Source organism: Desulfothermus okinawensis JCM 13304, from assembly GCF_054654515.1.
Genome location: NZ_BAAIEW010000001.1, coordinates 57,477 through 83,169, shown reverse-complemented (window position 1 = coordinate 83,169; position 25,693 = coordinate 57,477). Strand labels below are relative to the sequence as shown.

The 25,693-nt window shown below is 35.8% G+C and carries 23 protein-coding genes; 15 read left to right on the top strand and 8 right to left on the bottom strand.

From position 1 onward, the window contains the following. The first annotated feature begins 2 nt into the window (after positions 1–2). Together ACYQ0O_RS00410 and ACYQ0O_RS00405 are read left to right on the top strand one after the other, a co-directional pair. The gene (locus ACYQ0O_RS00410) at positions 3–1,832 is read left to right on the top strand and encodes a chloride channel protein (protein WP_459889590.1); all 1,830 of its coding nucleotides are present in this window, start codon (positions 3–5) and stop codon (positions 1,830–1,832) included. 16 nt (positions 1,833–1,848) lie between these two features. Further along, positions 1,849–3,630: a chloride channel protein gene (locus ACYQ0O_RS00405; RefSeq protein WP_459889588.1), complete on the top strand. Its 1,782-nt coding sequence runs from the start codon at positions 1,849–1,851 to the stop codon at positions 3,628–3,630. Between the two features lie 26 nt (positions 3,631–3,656). On the opposite strand, the gene ACYQ0O_RS00400 is transcribed toward ACYQ0O_RS00405, so the two are convergent. Then, positions 3,657–4,892, bottom strand: a complete 1,236-nt coding sequence (locus ACYQ0O_RS00400) for an RsmB/NOP family class I SAM-dependent RNA methyltransferase (protein WP_459889586.1) — start codon at positions 4,890–4,892, stop codon at positions 3,657–3,659. 94 nt (positions 4,893–4,986) lie between these two features. Here ACYQ0O_RS00400 and ACYQ0O_RS00395 point away from each other — a divergent pair, with 94 nt between their 5' ends. Next, positions 4,987–6,531, top strand: a complete 1,545-nt coding sequence (locus ACYQ0O_RS00395; protein ID WP_459889584.1) for an FG-GAP-like repeat-containing protein — start codon at positions 4,987–4,989, stop codon at positions 6,529–6,531. Here the strand turns inward: ACYQ0O_RS00395 and ACYQ0O_RS00390 are convergent. Further along, positions 6,528–7,640, bottom strand: a complete 1,113-nt coding sequence (locus ACYQ0O_RS00390; RefSeq protein ID WP_459889582.1) for an NAD(P)/FAD-dependent oxidoreductase — start codon at positions 7,638–7,640, stop codon at positions 6,528–6,530. The two genes, ACYQ0O_RS00395 and ACYQ0O_RS00390, sit on opposite strands and share 4 nt — an antisense overlap. A 62-nt stretch (positions 7,641–7,702) precedes the next feature. On the opposite strand from ACYQ0O_RS00390, the gene larE reads away from it, so the two are divergent. From larE to ACYQ0O_RS00350, 8 genes are all read left to right on the top strand, one after another. Beyond that, complete coding sequence (larE, locus tag ACYQ0O_RS00385) at positions 7,703–8,479, top strand: ATP-dependent sacrificial sulfur transferase LarE (protein WP_459889580.1); 777 nt, start codon at positions 7,703–7,705, stop codon at positions 8,477–8,479. Positions 8,480–8,497: 18 nt separating this feature from the next. Beyond that, a complete protein-coding gene (locus tag ACYQ0O_RS00380) occupies positions 8,498–9,607 on the top strand; it encodes a DUF362 domain-containing protein (RefSeq protein WP_459889578.1) in 1,110 nt (369 codons plus the stop codon). Positions 9,608–9,897: 290 nt separating this feature from the next. Continuing rightward, positions 9,898–10,200, top strand: a complete 303-nt coding sequence (locus ACYQ0O_RS00375) for an FmdB family zinc ribbon protein (protein WP_459889576.1) — start codon at positions 9,898–9,900, stop codon at positions 10,198–10,200. A gap of 15 nt (positions 10,201–10,215) precedes the next feature. After that, positions 10,216–11,511 carry an adenylosuccinate lyase gene (gene purB / locus ACYQ0O_RS00370; RefSeq protein WP_459889574.1) on the top strand — a complete coding sequence of 432 codons (1,296 nt, stop codon included), beginning with the start codon at positions 10,216–10,218 and terminating at the stop codon, positions 11,509–11,511. A 15-nt stretch (positions 11,512–11,526) separates the two neighbouring features. Continuing rightward, positions 11,527–12,081 (top strand): orotate phosphoribosyltransferase, encoded by a 555-nt coding sequence (gene pyrE / locus ACYQ0O_RS00365; RefSeq protein ID WP_459889572.1) that lies wholly within the window; start codon positions 11,527–11,529, stop codon positions 12,079–12,081. A 12-nt stretch (positions 12,082–12,093) separates the two neighbouring features. Then, positions 12,094–13,365: a L,D-transpeptidase family protein gene (locus tag ACYQ0O_RS00360; RefSeq protein WP_459889570.1), complete on the top strand. Its 1,272-nt coding sequence runs from the start codon at positions 12,094–12,096 to the stop codon at positions 13,363–13,365. Positions 13,366–13,424: 59 nt separating this feature from the next. Continuing rightward, positions 13,425–15,065: a M99 family carboxypeptidase catalytic domain-containing protein gene (locus ACYQ0O_RS00355; RefSeq protein ID WP_459889568.1), complete on the top strand. Its 1,641-nt coding sequence runs from the start codon at positions 13,425–13,427 to the stop codon at positions 15,063–15,065. Between the two features lie 18 nt (positions 15,066–15,083). Continuing rightward, positions 15,084–15,917 carry a sugar phosphate isomerase/epimerase family protein gene (locus ACYQ0O_RS00350; RefSeq protein WP_459889566.1) on the top strand — a complete coding sequence of 278 codons (834 nt, stop codon included), beginning with the start codon at positions 15,084–15,086 and terminating at the stop codon, positions 15,915–15,917. Between the two features lie 62 nt (positions 15,918–15,979). Here ACYQ0O_RS00350 and ACYQ0O_RS00345 read toward each other — a convergent pair whose 3' ends face one another. Genes ACYQ0O_RS00345 through ACYQ0O_RS00335 form a run of 3 tightly spaced genes read right to left on the bottom strand, consistent with a single transcriptional unit; the run spans position 15,980 to position 18,563 of the window. Next, a complete protein-coding gene (locus tag ACYQ0O_RS00345) occupies positions 15,980–16,873 on the bottom strand; it encodes an RluA family pseudouridine synthase (protein WP_459889564.1) in 894 nt (297 codons plus the stop codon). Positions 16,874–16,876: 3 nt separating this feature from the next. Then, the gene (locus ACYQ0O_RS00340; protein ID WP_459889562.1) at positions 16,877–17,494 is read right to left on the bottom strand and encodes a DUF47 domain-containing protein; all 618 of its coding nucleotides are present in this window, start codon (positions 17,492–17,494) and stop codon (positions 16,877–16,879) included. Further along, positions 17,481–18,563 (bottom strand): inorganic phosphate transporter, encoded by a 1,083-nt coding sequence (locus tag ACYQ0O_RS00335; protein WP_459889560.1) that lies wholly within the window; start codon positions 18,561–18,563, stop codon positions 17,481–17,483. The genes ACYQ0O_RS00340 and ACYQ0O_RS00335 overlap by 14 nt, the downstream gene beginning before the upstream one ends. Positions 18,564–18,739: 176 nt before the next feature. Between ACYQ0O_RS00335 and ACYQ0O_RS00330 the strand changes: the two genes are divergently transcribed. The 3 genes from ACYQ0O_RS00330 to ACYQ0O_RS00320 all read left to right on the top strand — a co-directional run bounded on the left by ACYQ0O_RS00330 (position 18,740) and on the right by ACYQ0O_RS00320 (position 21,401). Next, entirely contained in the window at positions 18,740–19,510 is a 771-nt protein-coding gene (locus tag ACYQ0O_RS00330; RefSeq protein ID WP_459889558.1) for a tetratricopeptide repeat protein, read from the top strand. 81 nt (positions 19,511–19,591) lie between these two features. Then, the gene (locus ACYQ0O_RS00325) at positions 19,592–21,208 is read left to right on the top strand and encodes a 3-phosphoshikimate 1-carboxyvinyltransferase (protein ID WP_459889556.1); all 1,617 of its coding nucleotides are present in this window, start codon (positions 19,592–19,594) and stop codon (positions 21,206–21,208) included. Then, entirely contained in the window at positions 21,201–21,401 is a 201-nt protein-coding gene (locus ACYQ0O_RS00320) for a hypothetical protein (RefSeq protein ID WP_075067889.1), read from the top strand. Before ACYQ0O_RS00325 ends, ACYQ0O_RS00320 begins: the two co-directional genes overlap by 8 nt. A gap of 146 nt (positions 21,402–21,547) precedes the next feature. Here ACYQ0O_RS00320 and ACYQ0O_RS00315 read toward each other — a convergent pair whose 3' ends face one another. From ACYQ0O_RS00315 to ACYQ0O_RS00305, 3 genes are all read right to left on the bottom strand, one after another. Beyond that, positions 21,548–22,648 carry an ATP-binding protein gene (locus ACYQ0O_RS00315; protein WP_459889554.1) on the bottom strand — a complete coding sequence of 367 codons (1,101 nt, stop codon included), beginning with the start codon at positions 22,646–22,648 and terminating at the stop codon, positions 21,548–21,550. Positions 22,649–23,118: 470 nt separating this feature from the next. Beyond that, positions 23,119–23,757 carry a DUF3786 domain-containing protein gene (locus ACYQ0O_RS00310; protein ID WP_459889552.1) on the bottom strand — a complete coding sequence of 213 codons (639 nt, stop codon included), beginning with the start codon at positions 23,755–23,757 and terminating at the stop codon, positions 23,119–23,121. Between the two features lie 10 nt (positions 23,758–23,767). Beyond that, positions 23,768–24,163, bottom strand: a complete 396-nt coding sequence (locus ACYQ0O_RS00305; protein ID WP_162506479.1) for a secondary thiamine-phosphate synthase enzyme YjbQ — start codon at positions 24,161–24,163, stop codon at positions 23,768–23,770. Between the two features lie 189 nt (positions 24,164–24,352). Here ACYQ0O_RS00305 and ACYQ0O_RS00300 point away from each other — a divergent pair, with 189 nt between their 5' ends. Continuing rightward, positions 24,353–25,678 (top strand): ATP-dependent 6-phosphofructokinase, encoded by a 1,326-nt coding sequence (locus tag ACYQ0O_RS00300; RefSeq protein ID WP_459889550.1) that lies wholly within the window; start codon positions 24,353–24,355, stop codon positions 25,676–25,678. Positions 25,679–25,693 lie beyond the last annotated feature (15 nt).

Below are 25,693 nucleotides of genomic sequence, written 5' to 3'. Positions count from 1 at the left end.
CCATGGAAAATATTATTTCAGAAATAAGCTCCCTTTGGAAAACAATTAAGGATGTGTATAAGGGCATATCTTCTTTTAGACTTATAATGCTTAGTGTTTTGGTTGGCATACTTGCGGGATTGGCTGCAGCTTTATTCTTTTTTGGAATTGAATGGACTAAATTTAAACTCATTCACCACCTTGCAGGCGTCTCTATCCCTGGGCCAAGTGGTGAAGAAATTTTTAAAGGCAATCCTGGAGAATTTAGACCCTGGCTAATACCAGTTTTTACTACCCTGGTTGGGCTTATTACAGGAGTTTTAGTGAAAAAATTTATCCCTTATGCCCAACAAGACCACATAACAGATGGAACAGACACAATAACCAGGGCATTTCACCAAAATGAAGGGAGAATAAAGCCATTAGTTACATTTTTAAAGGGACTAACTGCTGTATTTACCATTGGAAGCGGTGGCAGTGCTGGTAGGGAAGGTCCAATTACCTTAATTGGAGGAGGCATAGGCTCATATCTGGCTTCACTTTTAAAACTTTCTCCAAAGGAGAGGCGAATACTCCTACTTGCTGGAGCAGGTGGAGGTCTTGGAGCTATTTTTAGGGCGCCTCTTGGCGGTGCAATAACTGGAGTGGAAATTATTTACAAAGAGGACTTTGAGAGCGAAGCCTTACTTCCCGCCATTATCTCATCTGTAATAGCTTATACAGTTTTTACCTTGATATATGGCAATCATCCCATATTTGAAATCCCACATTTTTATTTTAGTCCAAAGGAATTGCCCTTTTATTTGATACTGGCACTATTTTGTGCACTTTGTGGTTTTCTTTATGTAAAGACATTTTTCTTTATTAAGTATTCAATATTTCAAGAAATAAAAAAGCGTGCAGGGCTAGTTATAACATGTGGACTTGGTGGACTGGTCATGGGACTCATGGGGATGTTCATGCCCTATGTGCTAAGTGGTGGCTATGGTTACCTGGAGCTAGCCATATTGGGGAAATTGTCCTTACTTACAATGGTCACCTTAATGGTTGCTAAGACTATTGCAACTTCTGTTACCATTGGTTCTGAAATGAGCGGAGGTATGTTTGCTCCAACCCTTTTTGTTGGTGGTATGGCAGGAGGAATAATTGGAACATACGCGCATATACATTTTCCCCACTTTGTCCAGCATCCAGGTGCATTTGTATTAGTTGGCATGGCCTCATTTTTTGCAGGAGCAGGGTCAGCTCCTATTGGTCCATTTATTATAGTATGTGAGCTTACCCAGGACTATGGACTCCTTGCGCCCCTTATGTTTTGCTCAGCAATATGTATATTTTTTAACAGAAACATATCTATCTACGAAAACCAGTTGGACAACAAATTTCAATCTCCAGCCCATTCTGGTGAGCTGTTTGTGGATATTTTAAGCGACCATAAGGTAGAAGAGTTATTAGATGAGTTAGATCCTGTTTATGTGGTCCCAGAAGAGATGAAGTTCTCAGATTTTAAAAGAAAAATCTTCATTAATACCACCCAATACTCTTTTCCTGTGGTTGACAAAAATGGGAAACTAACAGGTATATTCTCTAGCTCAGACTTTAGACATGTGTTATTTAATCCTGAAATAGAAAACTTGGTTATTATAAAAGACATAGCAGTCTCCAACGTGGTGGTTACATATCCTGATGAAACCCTAAATATTGCCCTGGATAAACTGACCAATAAAAATATAGATGCATTACCTGTGTTATCTGACAGAGATGATGGGAAAATATTGGGTCTTTTAAGAAGAAAATCAATTATTGGATTTTATAACAAGCTAGTAGAAGGACTAAAGGCCACAAAATTATAAGGCAAGGAATCATTAAATGGGTCTATTTTTGTCTAGGGATATAAAGAGGTCCACAAGATTTCTTCTGTTTTTTATCTCTATTGGCATCATCGCTGGACTTGGTTCAGTAATCTTCCAATTTTTGTGCGATGCAGGTATGCATTATCTACTTGACATGCTTGCTGGTTACAGGCCTGAAGGCCCGAAAGGTGAGATACCTTTTTTCCCCCATACCAATACCCCATTTAATAGATGGATGCTCCTTGTCTTACCCACCCTTGGAGGATTTATAAGTGGGTTTATTGTCTATACATTTGCCCCAGAAGCAGAAGGTCATGGGACCGATGCTGCAATAGAAGCATACCACAAAAAAGGGGGCCTAATCCGCCCCCAGGTGCCAATTGTTAAGACAATTGCTTCAGCTATTACTTTAACATCTGGGGGATCTGGAGGTAGAGAAGGTCCCATTGCCCAAATTGGAGCAGGTTTTGGATCATTTTTGGCCACAAAACTAAAACTTTCACCCAATGAAAGAAGAGTTATGATGGCAGCTGGAATTGGGGCTGGAGTTGGAAGTATATTTAGGGCACCTCTCGCTGGTGCCCTTTTTGCCTCAGAAGTATTATATAAGGATCCAGATTTTGAGCCAGATGTCCTCATTCCTGCAGGGATCTCTTCCATAGTAGCCTATTGTGTTTTTTGCATGATATTTGGCTTTGGCTCACTTTTTGACTCCCCTCCATATTTTTTCAAAAACCCAATTGAACTTGGGCCATATACTATTTTGGCCCTTATTTTAAGTGGAGCCAGTTTTCTCTACGTAAAAACATTTTACACAGTCCATGATTTCTTCAAAAATCTAACAATACCCAATTGGATTAAACCAGCAATAGGAGGATTTTTGACGGGCATTATTGGATTTTTCCTCCCACAAACCCTTTCTTTTGGTTATGGAATACTTCAAAAGGCCCTTTTTAATCAGGTCAGTATTTATATTTTAATTGGTGTTGCATTTGGTAAAATCCTCACTACTTCTTTTAGCATAGGCTCAGGTGGATCTGGTGGTGTTTTTGGACCTTCTGTGGTAATTGGAGGGTGTTTAGGAGGAGCTGTGGGAATATTTTTTAATAATCTCATGCCAGAAATAATCGTGTCTCCCCAGGCCATGGCCATACTTGGTATGGCTGGTTTTTTTTCTGCTGTATCAAATGCCCCAATCTCTACAATTATTTTTGTCAGTGAAATGACCAACTCCTATGAACTTCTCCTTCCAAGTTTTTTGGTCTGCATATTGTGCTATAATTTTTCCAAATCCTGGACAATCTATGCAGAGCAAGTAAAAAATCGACCAGCGTCTCCTGCACATGCAGGAGAGTTCTTCTTTGATATCTTGAAGTCTTATTATGTTAGGGACATAAAGCATTTGATTAGGCATGTGGATACTGTACCAGAATATATGAGTTTTGCAGAATTTAAAAAATTTTTTGCAAATACCAATCAACACTATTTCCCTGTAGTTAACAAAAAGGGAGAGTTGGTTGGTATATTCTCAAATACAGATTTTAGAAGTATTTTATTTGCAGAAGGCGTTGAACATTTAATCATTGTAAAAGACATAGCTACGACAGATATAATTACCACTAATTTTAAAGACGATTTACAGACAGTTATGAAAAAATTCACCAAAAAAAATCTAGATAGTTTGCCTGTTGTTGACCTAAGATATCCAAAGCAACTATTGGGCATGCTGAGAAGAAGAGAAGTCATAGCATTCTACAACCAAAAAGTGGATGAGATAACAAAAAAAGGTTCATCTTAGCCCAAATTTTGATAAACTTGGGCGAGTTATTTACTAATAAGACACCTTCCTCCCTGAACTTTTAATAAAGTGAGTGGGAGGTCTTTGTAAAATAGCTGTACATATTTAACTTTTCCAGAATATGGCAAGCTCTTCCCAGAAATAAGCCCTTTTATTTGGCTTATATCAGATATAACAATTTTATTTTCCCCATTCTCGTCAAAAAACCTCCACAACCCAATTTTAGGGAAGAAATTAGAAGATTTTACCTTTCCAAGAAAAAGCCCCTGTGTCTTTATTTTAGCTCCCTCCAATATCCTTTTAAAAAAGACCTTGTCTTTTTTTAAATAAAAAAATCCATTGGAAAAATTTGTAAATTTGAGTCCTGCTAACTGAAATCCTTTTTTTATTATAGCCTGATCTAAAAGGTTATAGTCCTTCATACAATCCTTATTTACAACTTCCATTTTTAAGTTTTTTGTAGCATCCCTTTCCAGACAAGCCACAAAAAAACCTTGAGAACCAAGTTTATGTCCCTTAATGGAAAGGGCACCTGGTAATTTTTCTGAAAAATATTCAAAGCCTTCAATCCTTGATAAGGGGATGAGTCTAAACCCTAACTCTTTTATTGCCCATTTTATCTGGTTTTCATTTTCTTCCACATTTGTAGTACAAGTAGAATAAACCAATCTTCCACCTGGACCAAGGAGGCTATATGCCTTTTTCAATAATTCTCTCTGGAGCTTTATAAGGGGCACTATCTTATCCCCATGCCAAATATCCATTACTCGTGGGTTTTTATTTGCTGTACCCCACCCACTACATGGAACATCTAAAAGTATGTAAGAAAAGTTCATTTCTTCTGGAAATTCCTCTCCCCTATAGCTAGTTAAGCAAACATTAAAAATGTTTAACCTCTCTAAATTCCTTTTTAGAGTCATGTATCTTTTTTTGTTTGGTTCATTGGCAACGATTAGACCTTCATCTCCTATAAGCTCGCTTAGGATGGCAGTCTTTCCCCCAGGACTTGCACAAAGATCCAGGACAACACTCCCTTTTTTTGGAGACAAAATCAATGGGGGTAACATGGACGAGAGGTCTTGAATATAGATATGGCCAAAAAAATTTAAAAGGGAGCTACCTAATTTTATCTCATTTTCTATACATATCCTTGCCTTTGAATAAAAACTAACTGGTTCTATTACAAATCCTTCTTTTTTTAAAATATCCTCAGCTATATTAATATGTTTGTAATCCAGTGTAATCCTAAATGAATTTCCCATATTTTCCCCTAAAAATATTCTTTACCTCATAATACATAAGTGTTAGAACTGGCTCGAAATTAGCTCTGTAATGAATATATGGAGGACAAGAAAGATGAGGAAGTTTATTTTGCTTTTTATATTCTTTTTGATTCCAAACATGGCCATTTCAGCTCAAGTAAAAAAATTTTCAGTGCTTCCATTCAGTGTTAATGGTCCCAAAGAATTTAGGTATCTTTCCCAAGGAGTCCAGTCAATGTTAATTTCAAGGCTCTCAACTCCATCTAAGTTAGAACCAGTAAAAGTAACAAATACCAGTGACAGCCCAATGAAGTTAATAAAAGAGAATAATCTGGATGTCCTTATTTTTGGTGATGTTACAGTAGTGGGAAACAATATTAGCATTGATATTAATGTATTGGATAAAAAAGGAAAGTCTTTTACCCGAAATATAAGCGGATCCCAGGACAATCTACTTTCTAAATTTGACGCAGAAGCAGTTTATATAAAAGACAAAATACTTGGCATAAAACCTAAAATACAGACTAGAAGAGAAGAAGAAAATACAACTAGTTATGGACCTCAAAAATTAAATCCATCTTTTGAATATACCCAATTACCAGGCACTAATCAAATAGGATTTATCAGAACACAATCACTACCCTTTGAAATGGTTGGTATAGACGTGGGAGATGGAAATGGTGACGGTAAGAATGAAATATTTATATTGTCCCACCACAAAGTGTGGGCCTATATCCTATATAAACATAAACTAAAAAAAATCGATGAATTTGACTTTGGCAAAAACAACAGGGGATTAAATATAAATGTTTTTGATGGGGACAGGGATGGGTATTCAGAAATATTTGTTTCTTCAATAGACAATGAGGGATCACCTAACTCCTTGGTGCTAACATTCAAAAACAATAGGTTTAAAGTAAAGGCCCAAAGGATTAAATTTTACATCAATGTAAAAAGGATACCTCCAGATTATTCAAAAAGACTTGTGGGACAAGCCCCAGGCATTGGAAGAATTTTTTCTCCAGGGGTACATGAGGTAGTGTCCATGAACGGGAAATATCAGCTAGGGATAAGGCTTAAACTCCCTCAAGGGGCTAATGTATTTAATTTCGCATATCTACCTGAAAAGAATACATATAAAATAATAATAGCAGACTACTATGATCGACTGAAAGTTTTTTCAGATGACCTTAGCATATTATATAAAACAAACACCAGATATGCAGGCTCATCTGTTGGAATTGTAACCTCTAACGCCCTTCCAGGACTTGGGGAGTCAGTGACAGATCCCAAACACATGTATTATTTGCCAACCAGACTTATACCTTATGACCTAGAAGGAGATGGACAATTTGAATTAATTGTTGCCCACAATATGTCCCTTTCATCTGCATTTTTTTCCAGATACAGGGAATTTCCTGAAGGCCAAATCCATGCACTCATTTGGGATGGTGTGGGACTAAATACAAAATGGAAAACAAAGACCATAAAGGGTTCTATTATGGACTATGGTATAAATGATATAGACAACGACTCAAAAAAAGAACTCTACGTGGGAATAAATACCCATCCAGGCCCAATTGGTTTCAGGAAAAAAAGAACAATTATTATTTTTTATGAGCTGAATCAGACAAATTAAGAACAGGACTTAAAAGATAAGTTGAGCAAAAAATATAAGGGGACACTAAAAAGTGTCCTCTTATAACTGCATCTATTACTTATAATTCTCATTAAATCACGGAATATAAATCTATTTTTTACCAAGTACTTGTAACAAAAATATTGATGTGTATAAAAAAAATCAGAGAGCCGTTTTGCCCATATCAGATCCTTTCCTATTTTCCGATAAATTTCCCTGGAATATAAGTATTCTTTTGATTTCAAAATGCACTCTGCTGCAATTTTTCCACTTAATATTGCATGTCTAATCCCTTCTCCTGTTAAGGGATCAACTAAATTCGCTGCATCACCAACTAAAAATGCCCTGTTTTTATGTAGTGTTGCATACCTACCAGTATAAATAGGAAGTGGATGTGCATAGACCTTAACCCCTTGAGTAGGTAGGTCTCTTTCTTTCAATACATTGACCAGTACATCTCTCATCCTAACACCATTTGTCATATTTCCTATACCAACAGACAGGTGAGACCTTTTGGGAAATATCCAAAAATAACCCCTTTCCAGAAGGCCAAAGGAGACCAATATCCTGGATCTATACCTATCCAAAATGTCGTCTCTTACTTTCACCTCTGCTTCTAAGGCCAGCCCCATATCCATATTTGTCAAAAGACCCAACCACTTTTTTACCACTGAAGCAGCTCCATCACCACCAATTACATACTTGCACCTGACAGTTTTTCCCCCTTTAACCTTAACCAGGACATGGGTTCTATAGACTGATATTTGCTCCACAGGGGATCTATCCATGACTTCAACTGATGCATTTTTTAATATATGATAGTCAAATTCATCTCTCATCACTGTACTTAAACACTTTGGAGGAACATCCTGGGTAATGCTATCTTCTTTATAGCAAAAAGTAGCCCTATCAATGTGGTCTTCATTAACTGGATCAAAAGAAAAGGGAAAATACTCCAGAGCTGCAACAGGAACTCCACCAGCACAAACTTTATATCTAGGAAGGGCCTTTTTCTCTATTACAAGTACCTTTGCTCCACCTTTGTTTAAAAAATAGGCACTACTGGCTCCCCCTGGCCCAGCCCCGACTACAACCACATCAAAATCCATAATAGACTCCTACTCAATTTTTTTCCTAGACTATATCAATGGGTTAAAGTAAAGTCAAAATCATGGTTTTTTCTCAAAAAATAAAAAAATTAAAAAAAATATTGGAACATCTGCAACCTGGGATTATTGCAGTCTCAGGAGGATTGGATAGCACAGTTCTGGCTAAATTCATAACTACTTATAAGTTAAAGTTTAAAGGAGTATTTTTTAAAGGAAATCATATTGCTATGTATGAGAAAGAATGGGCCAATGGGATTTTTAAAGATATTTGCCTTGATTATAGTGAGTTTGAGATTAATCTATTACACATAAAAGAAGTCAAGGAAAACAAAAAAACAAGGTGTTATTATTGCAAAAAGCATCTATTCAGCAGGATTAAGCAAAAATTTCCTGACAAAATAATAATTGAAGGATCACATATAGATGACACCAAAGAATACAGGCCAGGCATGAATGCAATAGAGGAGATGAAAGTCTTCAGTCCTTTTAAAATGATTGAGATGTCTAAAGATGAAATAAGGCTCTTGGGATACAAATTGGGCTTACCTGTAAATAAATTTCCGTCACGGCCCTGTCTTTTAACAAGATTTCCATATAACACAAAGATTAATCCCAAAATCTTGGATGTAATAAATAGGGCTGAAAGCTATATATTAAGAACAGGACTTAAAAATTTTAGAATAAGAATAATGGATGGAGAGTATAAGCTACATATATTAGATAGAGAAAGAGAGATTTTTGAAAAAAAACAGACAATAGTAATGAAGTATTTGAAAGCTCTCAACCTAAATATAACAATAGATTTTATGGAAAATCTATCAGGTTTTTTTGATCTGTAAACAAAAAGGGGGAAGATTATGGCCAGTGAAGTATTTTTTTGGAATTTAAGGACATCTTACAAGGCACCTTATGAGAAAAAAATAAAAAAATTAATTAACAGATCTGAATTTTTAACAAAATTGGAACCCAAAGACCTGGTTGCTATTAAAATGCACTTTGGAGAAAAGGGTACCACTAGCTTTATATCTCCCATATGGGTCCAACCAATTGTAAAGCTCCTCAAAAAAGCGGGGACAAAATGCTTTTTAACTGACACAAACACACTGTATGTAGGAGAAAGGGGAGAGGCTGTCTCCCATGTTTTAAGGGCCGCTCAACATGGATTTGATCCTGCTATTGTGGGAGCACCAGTAATAATAGCTGACGGCATTAAAAGTACTAATGAGCTTACCCTAAACTTTGCAGGAAAACACTTTCAGCAATACTACTTTGGCAGGGATCTTTTTGAGGCAGATGCAATAATAAACTTAAGCCACTTTAAGGGACATGAATTAACTGGCTTTGGAGGAGCTATTAAAAATATTGGCATGGGTGGCGCATCAAGAAGGGGAAAGATGCAGCAACACTGCGGTCTTGGGCCTAAGGTCAATAGAAAAAATTGTATTGGCTGTGGCAGATGTATTGAGTCATGTGAAGCAGGTGCATTATCTTTAGATGATGAGAACAAGATTTGGGTTGACCATGAAAGATGTGTTGGATGCGCCAACTGTCTCCTGGCATGTAGAAATAATGCATTGGATGTTAATTGGAAAGTAGATGTAAAGGTATTTTTAGAGAGACTTGTTGAATATTTTGCAGCATTTGTATCCAATTTCAAAAAACCCATACTCCATATAAATTTCATAATTCAGGTGTCACCTGTGTGTGATTGTGTTGGTTTTAGTGATGCACCAATTTGCCCAGATATAGGTGTGGCTCTTTCTTATGATCCAGTTGCCCTTGACCAGGCATGTTTAGATCTTGTGAACAAAGCTTATGCAAACAATGTCGGTCAGTACAGAGAAGATCCTTCTAAGTATCTAGACAAGTTCAAGGCAATTCATCCCAAAACCCAGGGAGAATATTGTCTTGAATATGCTGAAAGTCTAGGTATAGGCCAAAGAAAATACAAATTGGTATCTATCTAGCTCTAGACAACCAACCATATAGCTGATAATTAATTGTGCTCAACCAAATTTCAGCAAGGAGGATGTAATAATATGGCAAGACACAAAAAAATTGAGAGGAGAAAAGAGCTTGACCGGAGAAGGAGAAGAAGGAGAAAGAGATTGAAACTGAGGATTAAAGAGGCCAAGGAAACAAGAAAATCTTAAGCCCCAAAAATGAGATGTCCTACCATTGTTGACTATCTGTTGATGGGACTTACTTACTTAAGTGCAGCAAAAATGTTAGTAACTTCAAAAGGAGGTGATTTATTATGCCCATCTATGAATATGAATGCACATCTTGTGGACACAGATTTGAGGAATGGCAAAAGGACTTCAAAGATAGGGAAGTTACATGTAGCGTGTGCGGGGCTAAGGCAAAGAGGCTCATATCAAATACCTCTTTTATTTTAAAGGGATCAGGTTGGTATGTCACAGATTATGGAAGGTCCAAGACATCAAGCATGGGTAATGGTGGAAATGGGAAAAATGGAAATGGCTCCAAGCCAACGGCATCTACCACAGAAACCAGCAAAACCACATCCACTTCAACCCAAAGCACAAAAAACGATTAATAAAAGGCTGTTTTCATGATTGAGAGATATACAAGGAAGGAACTTGGAGATATTTGGTCATTGGAAAATAAGTTTAGAAAATGGCTAGATGTGGAACTTGCAGTTTGCGAGGCATGGCACAAATTGGGATATATTCCTGACAAAGAGATGAGCGAGATAAGGTCTAAGGCAGATTTTGACCTAAAGCGAATATTGGAAATTGAAGAAGTAACAAAGCATGATGTGATTGCCTTTTTGACTGCTGTGGAGGAGAAGGTAGGGCCAGCGTCCAGATTTATCCACCTTGGATGCACCTCATCTGACATTGTTGACACTGCAAACAGTTTACTTCTCAAAGAGGCAGGAGAGGTTATTTTAGAGGATCTTAAAAAAATTTTGGCTCAGCTAAAAGAAATGGCCTATAAATATAAATCCCTGGTGGTAATAGGGAGGACCCACGGAGTCCATGCAGAACCAACAAGTTTTGGTTTGAAACTGGCTACATTTTATGCAGAGTTCAAGAGACAAAAGACCAGGTGGAAACAGGCTCTAGAGGAGATCAGTGTTGGGAAAATATCAGGAGCAGTGGGGACCTATGCCCATCTGCTCCCTGAAGTAGAAAAAATAGCATGTGAATTATTAAACCTAGAGGTTGATCCAATTTCCACTCAAATTATTCAAAGGGACAGATATGCATTTTACTTCAGTGTACTTGCACAGATAGGTGGAACAATTGAAAGACTTGCCCTGGAACTAAGGCACTTACAGAGGACAGAAGTACTTGAGGTAGAGGAGGGTTTCTCAAAGGGGCAGAAGGGTTCTTCGGCAATGCCCCATAAAAAAAATCCCATATCTGCTGAAAATTTGTGTGGTCTCGCCAGATTGGTTAGAACCAATAGTATTGCGGCTTTGGAGAATATGGCCCTTTGGCATGAAAGGGACATCTCGCACTCATCTGTTGAAAGGGTTATAATGCCCGATTCAACCATATTAATAGACTATATGCTAAATAGGATGACCAATGTCCTGAAGAATTTAAAAGTCAACAGAGAAAATATGGAGAGAAATCTCTACCTATCCTTTGGCCTCTTTTTCTCTCAGCGTATTTTAATAGCGCTAATTGAAAAAGGTCTAAAGAGACAAAAGGCTTATGAGATGGTACAAAGACAGGCCATGCGGGCATGGAATGAAAAAGTAGCGCTCTACGACCTTGTTAAAATGGACCCAGATATTACAAAATATCTAAGCAAAGAGGAAATAGATTCCCTTTTCGATATAAAATATTACTTGAGACATGAAGATGAAATTTACCACAGGGTCTTTGAGAACTAAAAACAGGAAAGTGGTATGAAAGAACTTAAAGCCAGGCTTGCAAAACTTCTTATGGAAAAATCATACATAGAGGGAGAAGTTACCCTTACCTCTGGAAAGAAGAGCAATTATTATTTTGACTGCAAACCCACAGCACTACATCCAGAAGGCAGCTACTTAATTGGAAAGTTGTTTTTTCATATGTTGCCTGAGGATGTAGGAGGGGTTGCAGGAATGACCCTGGGTGCTGATCCATTGGTAACTGCTGTAACAGTTATTTCATATATGGAAGAAAGACCTCTTCCAGGCCTAATTGTAAGAAAAAAACCAAAGGGCCACGGTACCAAAAATTATGTAGAAGGGCTAAAAAATTTCAAACAAGGCCACAAGGTGGTGGTATTGGAAGATGTAATTACAACTGGTGGCAGTGCCTTAACTGCTTGTGAACGGCTAAAAGATGCAGGTCTAAAGGTAGATCTTATTTTATGTGTACTTGATAGAGAAGAAGGTGGAAGAGAAAAAATAGAAAAACAAGGTATTAAACTGGATTCCATTTTTACAAGGGAACAACTGCTGAAACTGACATCTTAAAACATTTATCAAATGAATATCGTCAAAACTCTTATATCCATAGTAACAGTAGTTCTAGGCACATTCCTATTTTTTTTAAATAATGCCATATCTCAACCTATTACAATAATTCCCCACAAATATCTTCCAAAACATTTCTTTGTTGTGGATAAAAACAAACAAAGGCTTTATTTAATAGAATACAATGGCACAATTAATATAATCACAACAGTACCCTGTTCCACAGGGGCAAATAACGGAGATAAATTTTCCCAAGGCGATGAAAAGACCCCTGAAGGTATATATTTTCTGACAAAAAAAATCCACCGTCCTCTGGACTTTGTTCTTTATGGAAATCTGGCTTATGCCACTGACTACCCAAATCCAATTGATAAATTGTTTGATAAAGATGGAGGAGGTATATGGCTTCATGGAAGGGGGAAAAAACTTGTTCCATATGATACAAAGGGATGCATAGCAATTAAAACATCAACATTAAAAAAGTTAGGGGCCTTTATCAAGCCACACCTAACACCAATTCTAATTGGATCCAAAGTAATCCAACAAAATCAAAATAAATATATAGTAAGAGAGATAAATGATATTCAAGAAAAAATAAATAAATGGATAAAGGATTGGGAAAATAAAGACCGTGAATTTTTTACCTTCTATGATCCCCTATCCTTTAGTAAGACCGCACGAATACCATTTAAAAAATTCATGGATCAAAAACTTTTTTATTTTAAAAAATATAAATGGATTGATATTTTTATTTCTGATCTCAAAATATTACAAGGACCATACTATGTTGTGACGTACTTTTTTGAGCTTTACAGGAGTCCAAAATTTTTATCACAGGGCTTAAAAAAAATATATTGGATGAAAATAAATGGAAACTATAAGATAGTGGCATCCAAATGGATAAATTTACCTATTAATTTAGAGGCATCATATCTAAGCTATCATTCTGACAAAATTATAAATTTTTTAAAAGAATGGAAACATGTATGGGAACAAAAAAATTATGAGCTTTATGCTCAATTTTATGATAAAAATGCCAAACAAAATAAACTTAAAGGAATTAAATCCATTTTGAACCACAAAAAAAGGATCTGGGACAATAGTTCTAAAATAAAAATCAATATTAGAAATATAAATATATCCCTCCATAAAAAGGGATTTGTAATAAGATTTTTACAGGAATATCAAAGTCAAAAACATAATGATATTGGTGTGAAGACCATAATTGTTTATCCATTAAAAGACACTTACAAAATACTATTGGAAACATGGTCACCCCTATGAGAGCCTCTATATTTATAACATTTTTTTTGATCCTTGGGTTCAATTGTTATGGAAGCACCTTGAGAGAAGTTGTTTTTTTTAGAAATACCAGTTTTCCCCTTAAATGCTATTTTTTAAAAGGAGAGAGCAAAGGCCCTACTATTATGGTTCAAGGAGGTATACAAGGGGATGAAATCAGCGGCATAATTACTGCAGAAACACTGGTTCATTCAAAAGTTAAAAAAGGCAATTTAATAGTAGTACCCAGGGCCAATGTCCCATCTCTGTTATCTTACTTAAGGGGAATTAACGTAGATCTTAATAGAAGATTTGATAAATATTACAATAAATTCTATGAAGATCACCTTGCCAGAGCCATAAAACTTGTGGCTTCTTTTAGTGATGGGCTTGTTCATCTCCATGAAGGATCTGGATTCTATAGCTCGGTCTATATTGATGAGTTGAGAAATCCAGAAAGATACGGCCAATCCTTTATTATTGATACTAAAAATTACAGAAATAATATTTTGCTTGGATACACCGCCAAAACAGCAGTTTCCAAACTGAACCAGTTAATAAAAAACAAAAACTATCTATTTAAAATTTTCGATATGGAAACAATCTCTCCAACTACAAGATATCCTGAACAAAAAAAATCATTTAGTTATTATACCCTCACAAAGTTAGAAAAACCTGCCTTTGCAATAGAAGTTAGCAAAGATATAAAAGATACTAAATGGAAAACAAAAATCCAGTTAAGGGCATGTAAATTTGTACTTTCAGAGCTTGGTGTAAATGTTGAGCTATCAGATGTGAGAAATTATTTTAACTCAAGGGAAAACATTATCAAAAAAATTAAAATATTATTAGATGGGGAAGATGTAACAAACAAAAAAAAGCTCAAGCTTTTTCCATTATCTAAATTTTCATTGAACACTCTAAATCTTAATAATGAGTTTGGTTTAGCGATTGGTATTTCATACAGTAATATCAGGGAATTAAACCTGCTTACATTAAATGGTATCCCCCACTCAAAAGAAAAAAGTGTATTTTTGAGTATTGACGGAAAAAAAGTAAAAAAATGGACTATCAACACTTATAATAAAAATAGATGTATTTATCCAAAAAACAACAATATCTTTGTCTGCCAAGTAAATAACCAACTCCTGTTTGTCCCAAAGGGAGAGACCCTATATGCCTATGAAGGAGATAGATTAGTTCTTTTAGGATTATTAAATGGATCAGGAGATGAGGTAATAAACTTAAAGGGATACTTGACAAGGGCAGGAAAAAATTCAGGACAGGATTTATACAGCGATATCATATTAAACAAAGATTTTTTTATTTCAAGATACATAAGCACATTAAAAGATCAAAAGTCGTGGACTTGTGATGTTGTGGTAGAGGATCATGGGAAGTCTAATTTGTCCTTTAAAATAGTCGTCCATCCCATACCCAAACCATACCTTCAGCTAAAAAATGAAAAAAAACAGCTTATTATATCTCTTGACTCTTCTAGTAAAATAAGGTTACCACATGGTCTATACCATGTACGATTAATTCCATGGTGTATAAATAATAGGGTTGTAGTGCTAAAGGATAGATATCCCCTGGAAGAAAAGGATATTTTTTCCATCAAAAAGGGTGAAAATGTAAGTCTTGTGGTCATAGATACTAATCTAGCAAAAATAAAGGGAAAAATAACTGTAACTGGCATCTAAAGACAAGAGGGGCTCATAATGGTTAAGTATTTTGTAAACCTCCCTTTAAGATATATATATAGGGACAAGACCTATCTTGAATATTTTATTTCCCACAAAATTAACCCTGAGCTGGGTGTTGATGCCATTTCAATAGATCAAATAAATGAGAAGTGGCATATGGAGACTGCCAGTAAGATCTTCAATGCTGGTCTTGTGTGTTCCATACATTTACCTTTTCACGATTTACAACCTGGAAGTATAGATGATTATATACTAGAAGCCACCAGGAAGAGACTTATATCTGCACTAAAAGTTGCCAAGATATATAGGCCCAAGTACATGGTAGGCCACGCCAATTTTATTCCCCTTTACCTGGAGCTATTTTCCACATGGCTAAAAAGGGCAATAGAAACCTGGGAACTGGTGCACAATGAGTGGCCAGATCATCCCCCATTATATCTAGAAAATGTAAGGGAATATGATCCCCGTCCTTTATCTGATCTTTTTTCAGAACTAAACCACCTGAATGTAAAATTCTGTTTTGATGTGGGGCATTGGGCCAGCTACAGTGGTGGCATGAGATATCAAAATATGTCTTTGTGGATACAGACCATGGCTCCTTATTTAAGACACATGCACCTACACGACAATGATGGTGTAGCAGACAAACACCTCGGCCTAGGAGTTGGAAGCATTCCCTGGTCTGAGCTCTTTGCTGGATTGGAACTATTAGACCTAGCTCCTACATTCACCTTGGAACCCCATACAAAAGAGGACCTGGAACACTCATGGAAATTTATAAAAAAACATCCATCATGGTTTAGCAGATTGGGAATCAAAAAATCTGCTATACCTGAGTTACACAATTAAAAGAGATCCTACCTTCCCATTCTATTTATTGGACAATAGAGCTAAATCTTTTCATTGGCAGATTATAAGGGAAGCGGGTATATCTTTGCTACATCTGATGAATCCACTTTAAATCTGCCTCGCCAATGTTTGGGTAGGAAAGAGAACAAACGGCTGTCCCATTTCATAAGATACGAGTGTAGAAGTAAATTTTTTCTGCTTTTTACTTTAGAATATTTTAAGTCCCCCACAATGGGGTGATTTCTAAGACTCAACTGAATACGAATCTGGTGTTTGCGTCCTGTTTTTATCAAAACAGCAACAAGACTGTATCCCTGGGTGTTTTTTAGGGTCTTAATGAAACTAATAGCCTCTACCCTCTTTTTTTTGCTATCTCGGTGCTCAATAAAGTTATCCTTGATCATGGACCAATTGTCCCATTGGGTATTCCCTTGTACCCATGCAAGATATATTTTCTGAATCCTATTTGACAAAAATAGATTTTGTAGGTGTTTTAAATATTCAAAGGTCTTTGCCACAATAATGATACCAGATGTCTCTTTATCGAGCCTATGTACCAAAAAGGGAGTATTTTCTGGATATTCTCTCTTTAACCTGTGAAATAAACTATCTTCAATATTCTTCCCAGGCTGAGTGGCTAAATTAGGTGGTTTGTATAACACCAAAAACTCTTTGTCCTCATGTATTTTCTTTAAAACAAAAGGATTTTGATCCTGTTCATCCAATATGTTCCTCTTATCTATTTTAAATGGAGGTATACGTACAACCTGTCCCTTCTCCAGCCTGTCAAAGGGTTTTGCCCTTTTTCCATCTACCCTAACTTGCCCTGTCCTGATCCACTTCATTAATGCCGATCTAGGAACCTGTTTATCCAACAAATCCTCTAAAAATTGAAATAGCTTCCTTCCACTAGATCTGCTATTTACTTTAATATGCCTAATTTTTGAGTTGTCCATGGACTAATAGGTCTTAATTATAATATCCAACAGGATATTATTTGTTGATTTGATTTGTTTAGCGAGCTCAAGGAGCCGGTGAAATACTTCCCTTAATTTAAATCGATAAGATATTTCCCTATCTGATTCAGAGAGGTCTTTTATGGCTTCAAAATAGAGATGTTGTAGATTATTTAATAACAAATTAGACCTTATTGCAGCTTCCCTTGATAGATTTGGACGCTCTTTTAGATGTTTTATGGAATCATTTAATTTAGAAGATGCATGCATCAAGTTATTAGAAATCATCTGCATATATTGATTTGGCTTCACTTCCAATACTTCAATTTCCTCTACTATTATCTTGGCCAAATCCATTACATCGTCAATTGAGCGTGATAGGGAATATATATCTTTTCTATCAATTGGAGTTATAAAAGTCTGGTTTAGGTCATCAACAATAAACCTTCTGTATTCGTCTGCGTCATGTTCTAACTGGCAAAGCTTGTCCACTGCATCATGTTGATATATCTTAAAATAATCATTTAATAGTTTTAAACCATCATGTGTCTTTTCCATCTGCATGCTAAGCAACTTAAAAAAATCCCATTTTTTTTTCTTAGAAAATCTAAATAGAGTCATATAAAATTCCCATGAATATTTTTATTTTTTTCATTACTAAGTACATGCTAGTCTGATCCAATTTAAAGAAATAAGCAATCAACCAATAAAGTAAAATGGCACCAAGGCAAACCACTGGTATTGTAATGAACCAGGCAAGAAATATGTCCTTTGCCACCTCCCATCTCACCTGTTTAAATCTATGGGCCGCGCCAACACCCATAATAGATGAACTCATAATCTGGGAAGTACTCACAGGGCTTCCAAAAAGACCCGATAAATAAATAACTGTCCCAGCAGCCAGCTGGGAATTAAAGGAGTGAATTGGCTCCAGGTTGAATATCCTAAATCCAATAGTCTTAATAAGTCTCCACCCACCACTCAAAACACCCAAGGATATAGCCAATCCACAACCATAGATAATCCAATTGGGTACATAAAAATGGTCTATTACACCGTAGCTAGCAAGCACCAGTGCTATTAGTCCCATTGATTTCTGGGCATCATTGGTCCCGTGGGATGCACCTAAAAAACCCATACTAAGGAGTTGTATGTGTTTAATAAAATTGTTTATAGAAGGAGGAAAGTTAGCAAAAAGTCTAAAAGACAACCTGGTCAATAAAAAACCAACAAGCATACCAACAATTGGTGTTATAAACATGACCAATATAACCTTAAATAATAATATATTCCAATTGATCACACTTATCCCATATGCTCCAATGCCTCCACCAACAAGACCACCTATTAGAGCGTGGGAGGAACTTGACGGTAGTGCAAGCACCCAGGTAACCACATTCCACAAAAGGGCACAAAACACTCCGCTAAAAATAAGAGCCAAGGAGACATATGAACCATGCTCTACAACTGAAGGATCAATAATACCCTTTCCAATTGTCTTAGCAACAGCAGTACCCAAGAATACAACCCCCAAAAATTCAAATATACTTGCCCATATAAGGGCCCTCTTGGGCTTCATTGATCTTGAAGCTATAATAGTTGCAACAACATTACAACCATCATGGAAACCATTAACAAAAGTAAAAGTAAAAATCAGTCCTATAACTGTGTACAAAAATATGGTATCCATACAAACTCCTCAGCTGGTTGGATACATTTATTTAATCTCACTAGTCAATAGCTATGGAACAGTAAATTGTCACCTGCACAAAAAAATGATAGACAAACATCTACCACAACAAATCTTGCTATAAAAAGAAATCTATACTATAAATATACAAACCCAAAAAAACCAGGAGGGAAAAAATGTTAAAAAAAACAGTAAGTTTAGTAATTTTGTTTTTACTGATTGGTCAGTCAACCCATATTTTTGCAAAATCTATAGAAGGTCTAAAGCATGCTGATGCCCTTTACCAGAAGTACTTAGAGACAAACAATTTAGAAGTATTAAAACAAGCACTTGATGATTACAAAAAACTAGCTGACCAAAATCCTTCAAGCTATGAAGTCAATTGGAAAACTGCAATGGCCTGCAGGGAATATGCAGAAGATTCAAAAAAACAATATCTAAAAAATTGGAAAGAAATTTGTAAAAAATTTGGGAAAATGGGAATGAAATATGCTGAAAAGGCCATAAAACTTAATCCCAATGGTGTTGAAGGTTATTTTTACTATGGACTCTGCGTTGGAAACTATTCAGACGGAGTATCCATACTCACCGCCCTGAGGGAAGGCCTAAAAGGCAAAACCCAGCATGCCTTTGAAACTGCATATAAAATAAATAAAAAGTACTTAGATGGAACACCAATAGTTGCTTTGGGACGATTCTGGGAAGTTCTACCGTGGTTTGCTGGAAGAAACAAAAATAAAGCTCTGAAATTGTACCAAGAAGCTTATAAAATTATGCCAGAGGATTCAAAATATCGGCCTGAACTATTATATTACCTTGGCAATTTATTGGTAGACACAAACAAGGATAAAAAAAGAGGTCTAAAACTCTTGCAACTGGCTGCCAAGTCTAAAGATCCATATTTCAGTAAACTTGCGGCAAAAGCCCTTGAAAAGTACAAAAAATAAAGTTGACGTATGGTTAAAAATTTAACATCCTTCAAAGTGAACCACATATATGAAAAAACCTTTTGTTAAATTGGAGTTTCAATGAAAAGGGAAAGATTGAAGGATTTAATTGAGTTGGATGAAGATCTATTGGAGTTATTAATAAAAAGGACTCTAATCTATTCGAGTTATTTAAAAGAGAGAAAGAAAAAAAACGCACCCATTTCAGACAGTGAATTGGAAGGCAGTCTATGGAAGATCTGGAGTAATAAAACTAAGAACCTCTCCATTAACCCAAAGACACTTAGGGCGTTATATAATCAGTTTAATAATTTGGCCTATGAATTGGCAGAAAAGGAAGAGGAAAAGACTTTTAAACTAAGGCCATATACACATAAGCCTGTCAGCATAGACCTTTCAGGCCCATTTGACATATACCTTACTAGATTTTTTATTTATTTGGCTGCATTAAAAAACTTCCCCATAGAGATTAAACACCTTGTACTAAATGATTCAATTTACCAGTTAATAAAGGCATTGAATGCACTTGGCTCTTCATTTACGTGGGATCGGGATCAACTTTATAGAAAACAGGGTGGTGCTCTGGCTTTCAACAAAAAGGCCATTTTTACAGGGGAGGATGAACTAAACCTTTATTTACTCATCTTTGCAGCCATATCAAGTCCTGGGATATGTAAATTTACTGGGGATTCAAACCTAAAGTCTTTGGATCTGAGACCACTTTTTTCCCTACTCCCCCAAATGGGATCCAGGATTGCTCCCCTCATACCAGGGAGTTATGGCCTACCCATAAGAATTGAAGCAACAGGCACAATAAATGACACCCTCATTGTACCAGAGGAAATTCCAGATCCAGCCTTTTTTGCCCTATTGATATCCACGGTTGTTTACAATTTAGATAAAATCACTATATCCGTCCCCAACAGGAACTTAAATAATCTGTTTATTGATAGAATATTTTTTATATTCAATTTGCTGGGAATTGAATTTATCGTAGGTAAGGACCAAATCACAGTATTTCCCACACAAAGCCATAAAATGGACATGTACCATATTCTCGATCCTGAGCTAAGTTCATATTTACTTGCAACAGTGATAATTTGTGGAGGTGAAGCTAAAATAGCAGGCTCATATCCCGTAAATTTTACAGATGGATCCCTTTTTCTTAAACTTTTAAAGTCCATTAATGCAAATATCATTATTGAAAAAGACAAAATATTGTTAAAATCAGGAAACAAAAAATTGGATTTTTTAAAATTAAATCTAAAAGGATATGATAGACTTCTACCCCTTGCAGTGTCCTTGGGAGTACTGGCGAACAAGGCAGAGATTAACGGTATCCCCTCATCCGAACATGAGAACCTTAGATACATTTTAACTGCTCTTAACATGGAATTTGAATTATCAGGAGACAAGCTATCTATTTACAAAAAAGGAAACAAAAAAACAAAAAGGGAAATAGAAATTTTCTCCCCTACTCCCAGCTGGAGCATTGCCTTGTCTTTAATCTCTTTAATGGGGTATGAAATACTATTGAAAAATCCTGGAGAAATAACAAAATTGTGGCCAACCTATTGGACTTATTTTAAATCACTACCAACAATCAAAAACATATCCCCAAAAAAGGAGGAAAAACAAGGTGTGTCTAAAAAACCAAAAAGACGAATCCTTGTATCAGGAGATAAAAAAATTGGATGAGGAAATAAAGGAACTCTTCAGGAAAAAGCAAGAAATACAGAATAGATGGAAAAAGTTATTAATGGAAGAAGACCTTTCCAAAGGAAAGGTATACGCAAAAGAAATACATGAGCTTATGCAAGAAAAGCTTATGCTGGAAGTTGAGATAGATTACAAGCAGAAAAAGAAAAACAGACTTCTTTTTGATGTTTAAAAAATCACATTATACTAAATCCCTTACCCCCACTTAAAATATATAAATAATCTGACAAAAGTCACCCACAAATTCGAACCATTTTATTTTCTTTTTCTTATTCATATTCCTCTCAGAAAGTTCTAACAGATGAGGATTTACACTCTTTATATAGGTAATAGTAGTATTTTTTCAAAATTACTTTTATCTATTATTTCAAAATTTTCAACAGGATAAGTCTTTTTAAACATTTTTGGCAATCTCTTTTTCTTAAAATTCCATTTTATCTCATATACATTAAAAACACCATTCATTTCTTCGATAAAATCAATTTCACTTTGAGTTACTGTACGCCAAAAATATACATTAGCATATAATTCGTTATATTTTAAGAATTTTATTCTTTCTCCTATTATAAAGTTTTCCCATATACCTCCAATATCAGATCTTAAATTAGCCTCATTAAAATTAACAATTAAAGCATTTCTAATACCAATATCCCAAAAATAAAATTTTTTCCCTTTCTTTATTTCATTTCGCATATTTCTACTTAAAGCATTAAGGCGAAAGATTACAAAAGATTTTTCAAGCAAGTCTATATATTTTTCTACAGTGTTTTTATCTGCCCCAACAAGTTGTCCAATCTCTGAGAATGAGACCTCACTTCCAATTTGTAAAGCAAGTGCCTGAAGAATTTTTGAAAGCAATGAATGTTTTTTAATTCCTTCATAGATTAAAAGATCTTTATAAAGGTAACTATCAGTTAGACCCATTAATATAGATTTTGCATTTTCAGGACTTACAATAACTTCTGGATACAAACCATATTTTAAAATAAAATTTAATCTTCGTTTAGCTTCTAGATATCCATAATGATTTACCAATTCCTGAAATGAAAGGGGGTATAAATAATATTCTATTTTCCTGCCTGTTAATGGTTCCTTTAAGTTATCAGCTAATTCAAAACTCGATGAACCAGTTACCACTACCTGAACATCAGGGAAATTATCAGCAAATAGCTTTAATGTAAGCCCTATATTTTTTATCCGTTGAGCTTCATCTATAAAAACTGTCTTTTTATTACCTATAATTAGTTTAATTTGAGTAGACGTAGCATCCTCAAATATACTTCTAACATCTGGCTCATCTCCATTTAACCACAAAACTTCAGTCTTGAGGCTGGCCTCTATTTGCTTTAAAAGAGTTGTTTTACCAACCTGTCTTGCACCATACACAATTATTATTCTTCCTTTATATAAATTAGCCATGATTTTGTCTGTAAGTATCCGCCTGATCATCTCCCAATCCTCAAATTTAGTGATTTAAATCGAAAAATATTATAGAATTTTGTGATCTTATCCACTTTATATACAACTATATAATAATGTCAACGATTTTTCAGCAAAGAACCTCTTAGTGAGCACTCTTTTTATAACTAACTAAACTTATTTAAACAGGCGTAATTCACTTCTTGAGACGGCCACCTAGGCATTCAAAGATAAATACCTAATTAAATAAAAATTTTTTAGTTTGCATCTTGTGAATACATAAAGAAATTAGCCAGGAGATTAAACCAATCTTCTCCACTTTCCAAAAGGTGGATGGGAAAATCAAAAGTGAGCCTCTTAAAAATAAAAAGATAAATGGGAGCACTTTCAAATCCATAGGCTTATGCTGGAAGTTGAGATAGATTACAGGCAGAAAAAGAAAAATAGACTTCTTTTTGGCATTTAAAAAATCACATTATACTAAATCCCTTGCCCCCACTTAAGATGTATAAATAATCAGATAGAAGCCATCCACAAATGGCCAGGCACTCCATATCCAATATCTTGTCGCTGTTATCAGGGAAAAGTATCCTGGCATCAGCAGGAAATTCTTCATCCTGGTCATTGAAAACCAAAAGGAGATGGAATCCAGGAAGCACAAAGAACTTCATGATCAATTCATATGAAAGGTCTATCTCATCAACCACTTTGCCTCCCAATTTTTCACCAGCTTCTCTTAATTTATTTATCCTGTTTGAAAAACGTTTTTCAATAGCCCTCTCTACATTATTTGAAAAGGCCGCTGCAAATGGAGCTGCATCCTTAAAATCTTTGTAAGTTACCCATTCCCTTGGCTCTGGAACATTTTCCTGAGCCATTAGTAAATATTTGGCAATGACCACACATTCAGAATACATGGGTTGTCTATTGCTTTCATCCAGGATATTAGACTTGTTTACCATAATCCTCTTATTGAAAAAAGGGACACAAATTGATTCTCCTTCCATCTTTAGACCTAGTTTTTTCGCAATACTAAAAAAATCAAGTTCTCGTATCTTACTTAAATATATTTCGTAATTTTCCTTAAATACAGAGGCTTTTTTGTCCATATTATCTCCATTATCCCTTTAAAAATTTCACATAGACCTTTCTATTTCTAGGACCATCAAACTCTGCAAAAAAAATTCCCTGCCAGGTTCCCAAAACTAAATTACCTCCCTCAAGAAAACAATTCACAGAACACCCAATTAGAGAAGATTTTATATGGGCATCACTATTTCCTTCAACATGTCTATAATGGTTAGACATTGGTATTAGCTTTTTTAAACTGTGTTCAATATCATAGGCAACAGAGGGATCAGCTGATTCATTTATGGTTACACCTGCTGTTGTATGGGGACAATATACATACAAGATACCATTTTCCCAATCTTTCTTTGACACTATTTTCTTAATTTCTCTGGTTATATCAATGAGCTCTTCCCTCTTCTTTGTCTTGATATTTACAACTTCCATAATGACCTCCTTTTGTTAAAGACTTTAACCAACCCATAAAAATTATTCAATAAAAACCCATTATAAAGCTTAATAAGTCCAGAGCAAAGCTAGGCTATATAAGTGAAAAGTAACAAATGGTCTTGTCAAATAAAAAGTTTTCTTTTATCCTTCCCAATTAATGAATAAAAATAACAAAAGGAGAGATAAATGCCAACCATAAAGCCCAAAAAGATAAAAATAGACTCCTTAGGCGAAGCCAAGATTCCTGTGCCAGAACAATTAAGACCATTTTTATCTGAGATTGGAGAAGTAAATCTATATGTCTCAGAAGAGGTTATTGACGCCGAAGACCCAAACCAGAGATATTTTGTATTTGAAGAAGCTGGCCCCAAAGAACATCTATATTTTGACCCATCAAAGACAAAATGCGCCATTGTAACCTGTGGAGGGCTTTGTCCTGGAATAAACGACGTGATCAGATCCATTGTAATGGAGGCCCATCACCAGTATAGGGTGGCTGCAACCATTGGCATCCGTTACGGGTTACAAGGTTTTTTACCCCAGTATGGTCACAGTGTCTGGGAACTAACACCAGAAAATGTATCTCAAATCCACGAGTTTGGGGGAACCATCCTGGGATCATCAAGGGGCCATCAGCCACCAGAAGAAATAGTGGACTCCCTGGAGAGGATGAACATAAATGTGCTCTTTATGATTGGTGGAGACGGCACAATGAAGGCAGCTTCTGCCATCTGGAAAGAGATAAAAAAACGCAAGATGAAGATCTCAGTTGTTGGTATTCCCAAGACCATTGACAATGACATCTACTTTGTCCCCCGCTCCTTTGGATTTGACACAGCTGTAACAAAGGCCATTGAAGCTATTAGGTGCGCCCATACAGAAGCCACAGGGGCACCCAATGGAATCGGTATGGTAAAACTAATGGGCAGGGAGTCTGGTTTTATTGCAAGCGAGGCAACATTGGCCCAAAAGGATGTCAATGTTGTTTTAATACCTGAGCAACCATTTGAACTTGAAGGAGAAAATGGACTTCTGGCATATTTAAAAAAGCGGATAACGGAGAGGGGTCATGCAGTTATAGTGGTTGCAGAAGGTGCAGGTCAGGATCTCTGGCAGAGGGAAATGAAAAAAAACAACGAAAAGATTCCAGTGGATCCATCAGGTAATCCAATTTTAGGTGATATTTGTGGTTTACTCAGGGAAAGGATAAAAAAATACTTTGAAAAACAAAATATCCAAATCACCTTAAAATTTATAGATCCAAGCTACATAATCAGATCAGTCCCAGCAAATGCAAATGACGGAGTATATTGTGCATTTTTAGGACAACATGCAGTTCATGCTGCCATGGCAGGAAAAACTAATATGGTTGTCACTAAATTAATGGAGAAATTTGTGTATCTGCCCCTGTCCCTTGTGACCAAAAAGAGGAGAAAACTGAATGTAAATTCCCCTTATTGGAAGGCAGTACTTGCTTCCACAGGACAACCACCTGAATTTATAAACAAATAGTCAAATTGGAAAGAA

Bases quoted from the DNA above. Each gene is read 5' to 3' on its own strand.
- ACYQ0O_RS00410 (WP_459889590.1), top strand. From the start codon at position 3: ATGGAAAATATTATTTCAGAAATAAGCTCCCTTTGGAAAACAATTAAG.
- ACYQ0O_RS00405 (WP_459889588.1), top strand. From the start codon at position 1,849: ATGGGTCTATTTTTGTCTAGGGATATAAAGAGGTCCACAAGATTTCTT.
- ACYQ0O_RS00400 (WP_459889586.1), bottom strand. From the start codon at position 4,892: ATGGGAAATTCATTTAGGATTACACTGGATTACAAACATATTAATATA.
- ACYQ0O_RS00395 (WP_459889584.1), top strand. From the start codon at position 4,987: ATGAGGAAGTTTATTTTGCTTTTTATATTCTTTTTGATTCCAAACATG.
- ACYQ0O_RS00390 (WP_459889582.1), bottom strand. From the start codon at position 7,640: ATGGATTTTGATGTGGTTGTAGTCGGGGCTGGGCCAGGGGGAGCCAGT.
- larE (WP_459889580.1), top strand. From the start codon at position 7,703: ATGGTTTTTTCTCAAAAAATAAAAAAATTAAAAAAAATATTGGAACAT.
- ACYQ0O_RS00380 (WP_459889578.1), top strand. From the start codon at position 8,498: ATGGCCAGTGAAGTATTTTTTTGGAATTTAAGGACATCTTACAAGGCA.
- ACYQ0O_RS00375 (WP_459889576.1), top strand. From the start codon at position 9,898: ATGCCCATCTATGAATATGAATGCACATCTTGTGGACACAGATTTGAG.
- purB (WP_459889574.1), top strand. From the start codon at position 10,216: ATGATTGAGAGATATACAAGGAAGGAACTTGGAGATATTTGGTCATTG.
- pyrE (WP_459889572.1), top strand. From the start codon at position 11,527: ATGAAAGAACTTAAAGCCAGGCTTGCAAAACTTCTTATGGAAAAATCA.
- ACYQ0O_RS00360 (WP_459889570.1), top strand. From the start codon at position 12,094: ATGAATATCGTCAAAACTCTTATATCCATAGTAACAGTAGTTCTAGGC.
- ACYQ0O_RS00350 (WP_459889566.1), top strand. From the start codon at position 15,084: ATGGTTAAGTATTTTGTAAACCTCCCTTTAAGATATATATATAGGGAC.
- ACYQ0O_RS00345 (WP_459889564.1), bottom strand. From the start codon at position 16,873: ATGGACAACTCAAAAATTAGGCATATTAAAGTAAATAGCAGATCTAGT.
- ACYQ0O_RS00340 (WP_459889562.1), bottom strand. From the start codon at position 17,494: ATGACTCTATTTAGATTTTCTAAGAAAAAAAAATGGGATTTTTTTAAG.
- ACYQ0O_RS00335 (WP_459889560.1), bottom strand. From the start codon at position 18,563: ATGGATACCATATTTTTGTACACAGTTATAGGACTGATTTTTACTTTT.
- ACYQ0O_RS00330 (WP_459889558.1), top strand. From the start codon at position 18,740: ATGTTAAAAAAAACAGTAAGTTTAGTAATTTTGTTTTTACTGATTGGT.
- ACYQ0O_RS00325 (WP_459889556.1), top strand. From the start codon at position 19,592: ATGAAAAGGGAAAGATTGAAGGATTTAATTGAGTTGGATGAAGATCTA.
- ACYQ0O_RS00315 (WP_459889554.1), bottom strand. From the start codon at position 22,648: ATGGCTAATTTATATAAAGGAAGAATAATAATTGTGTATGGTGCAAGA.
- ACYQ0O_RS00310 (WP_459889552.1), bottom strand. From the start codon at position 23,757: ATGGACAAAAAAGCCTCTGTATTTAAGGAAAATTACGAAATATATTTA.
- ACYQ0O_RS00305 (WP_162506479.1), bottom strand. From the start codon at position 24,163: ATGGAAGTTGTAAATATCAAGACAAAGAAGAGGGAAGAGCTCATTGAT.
- ACYQ0O_RS00300 (WP_459889550.1), top strand. From the start codon at position 24,353: ATGCCAACCATAAAGCCCAAAAAGATAAAAATAGACTCCTTAGGCGAA.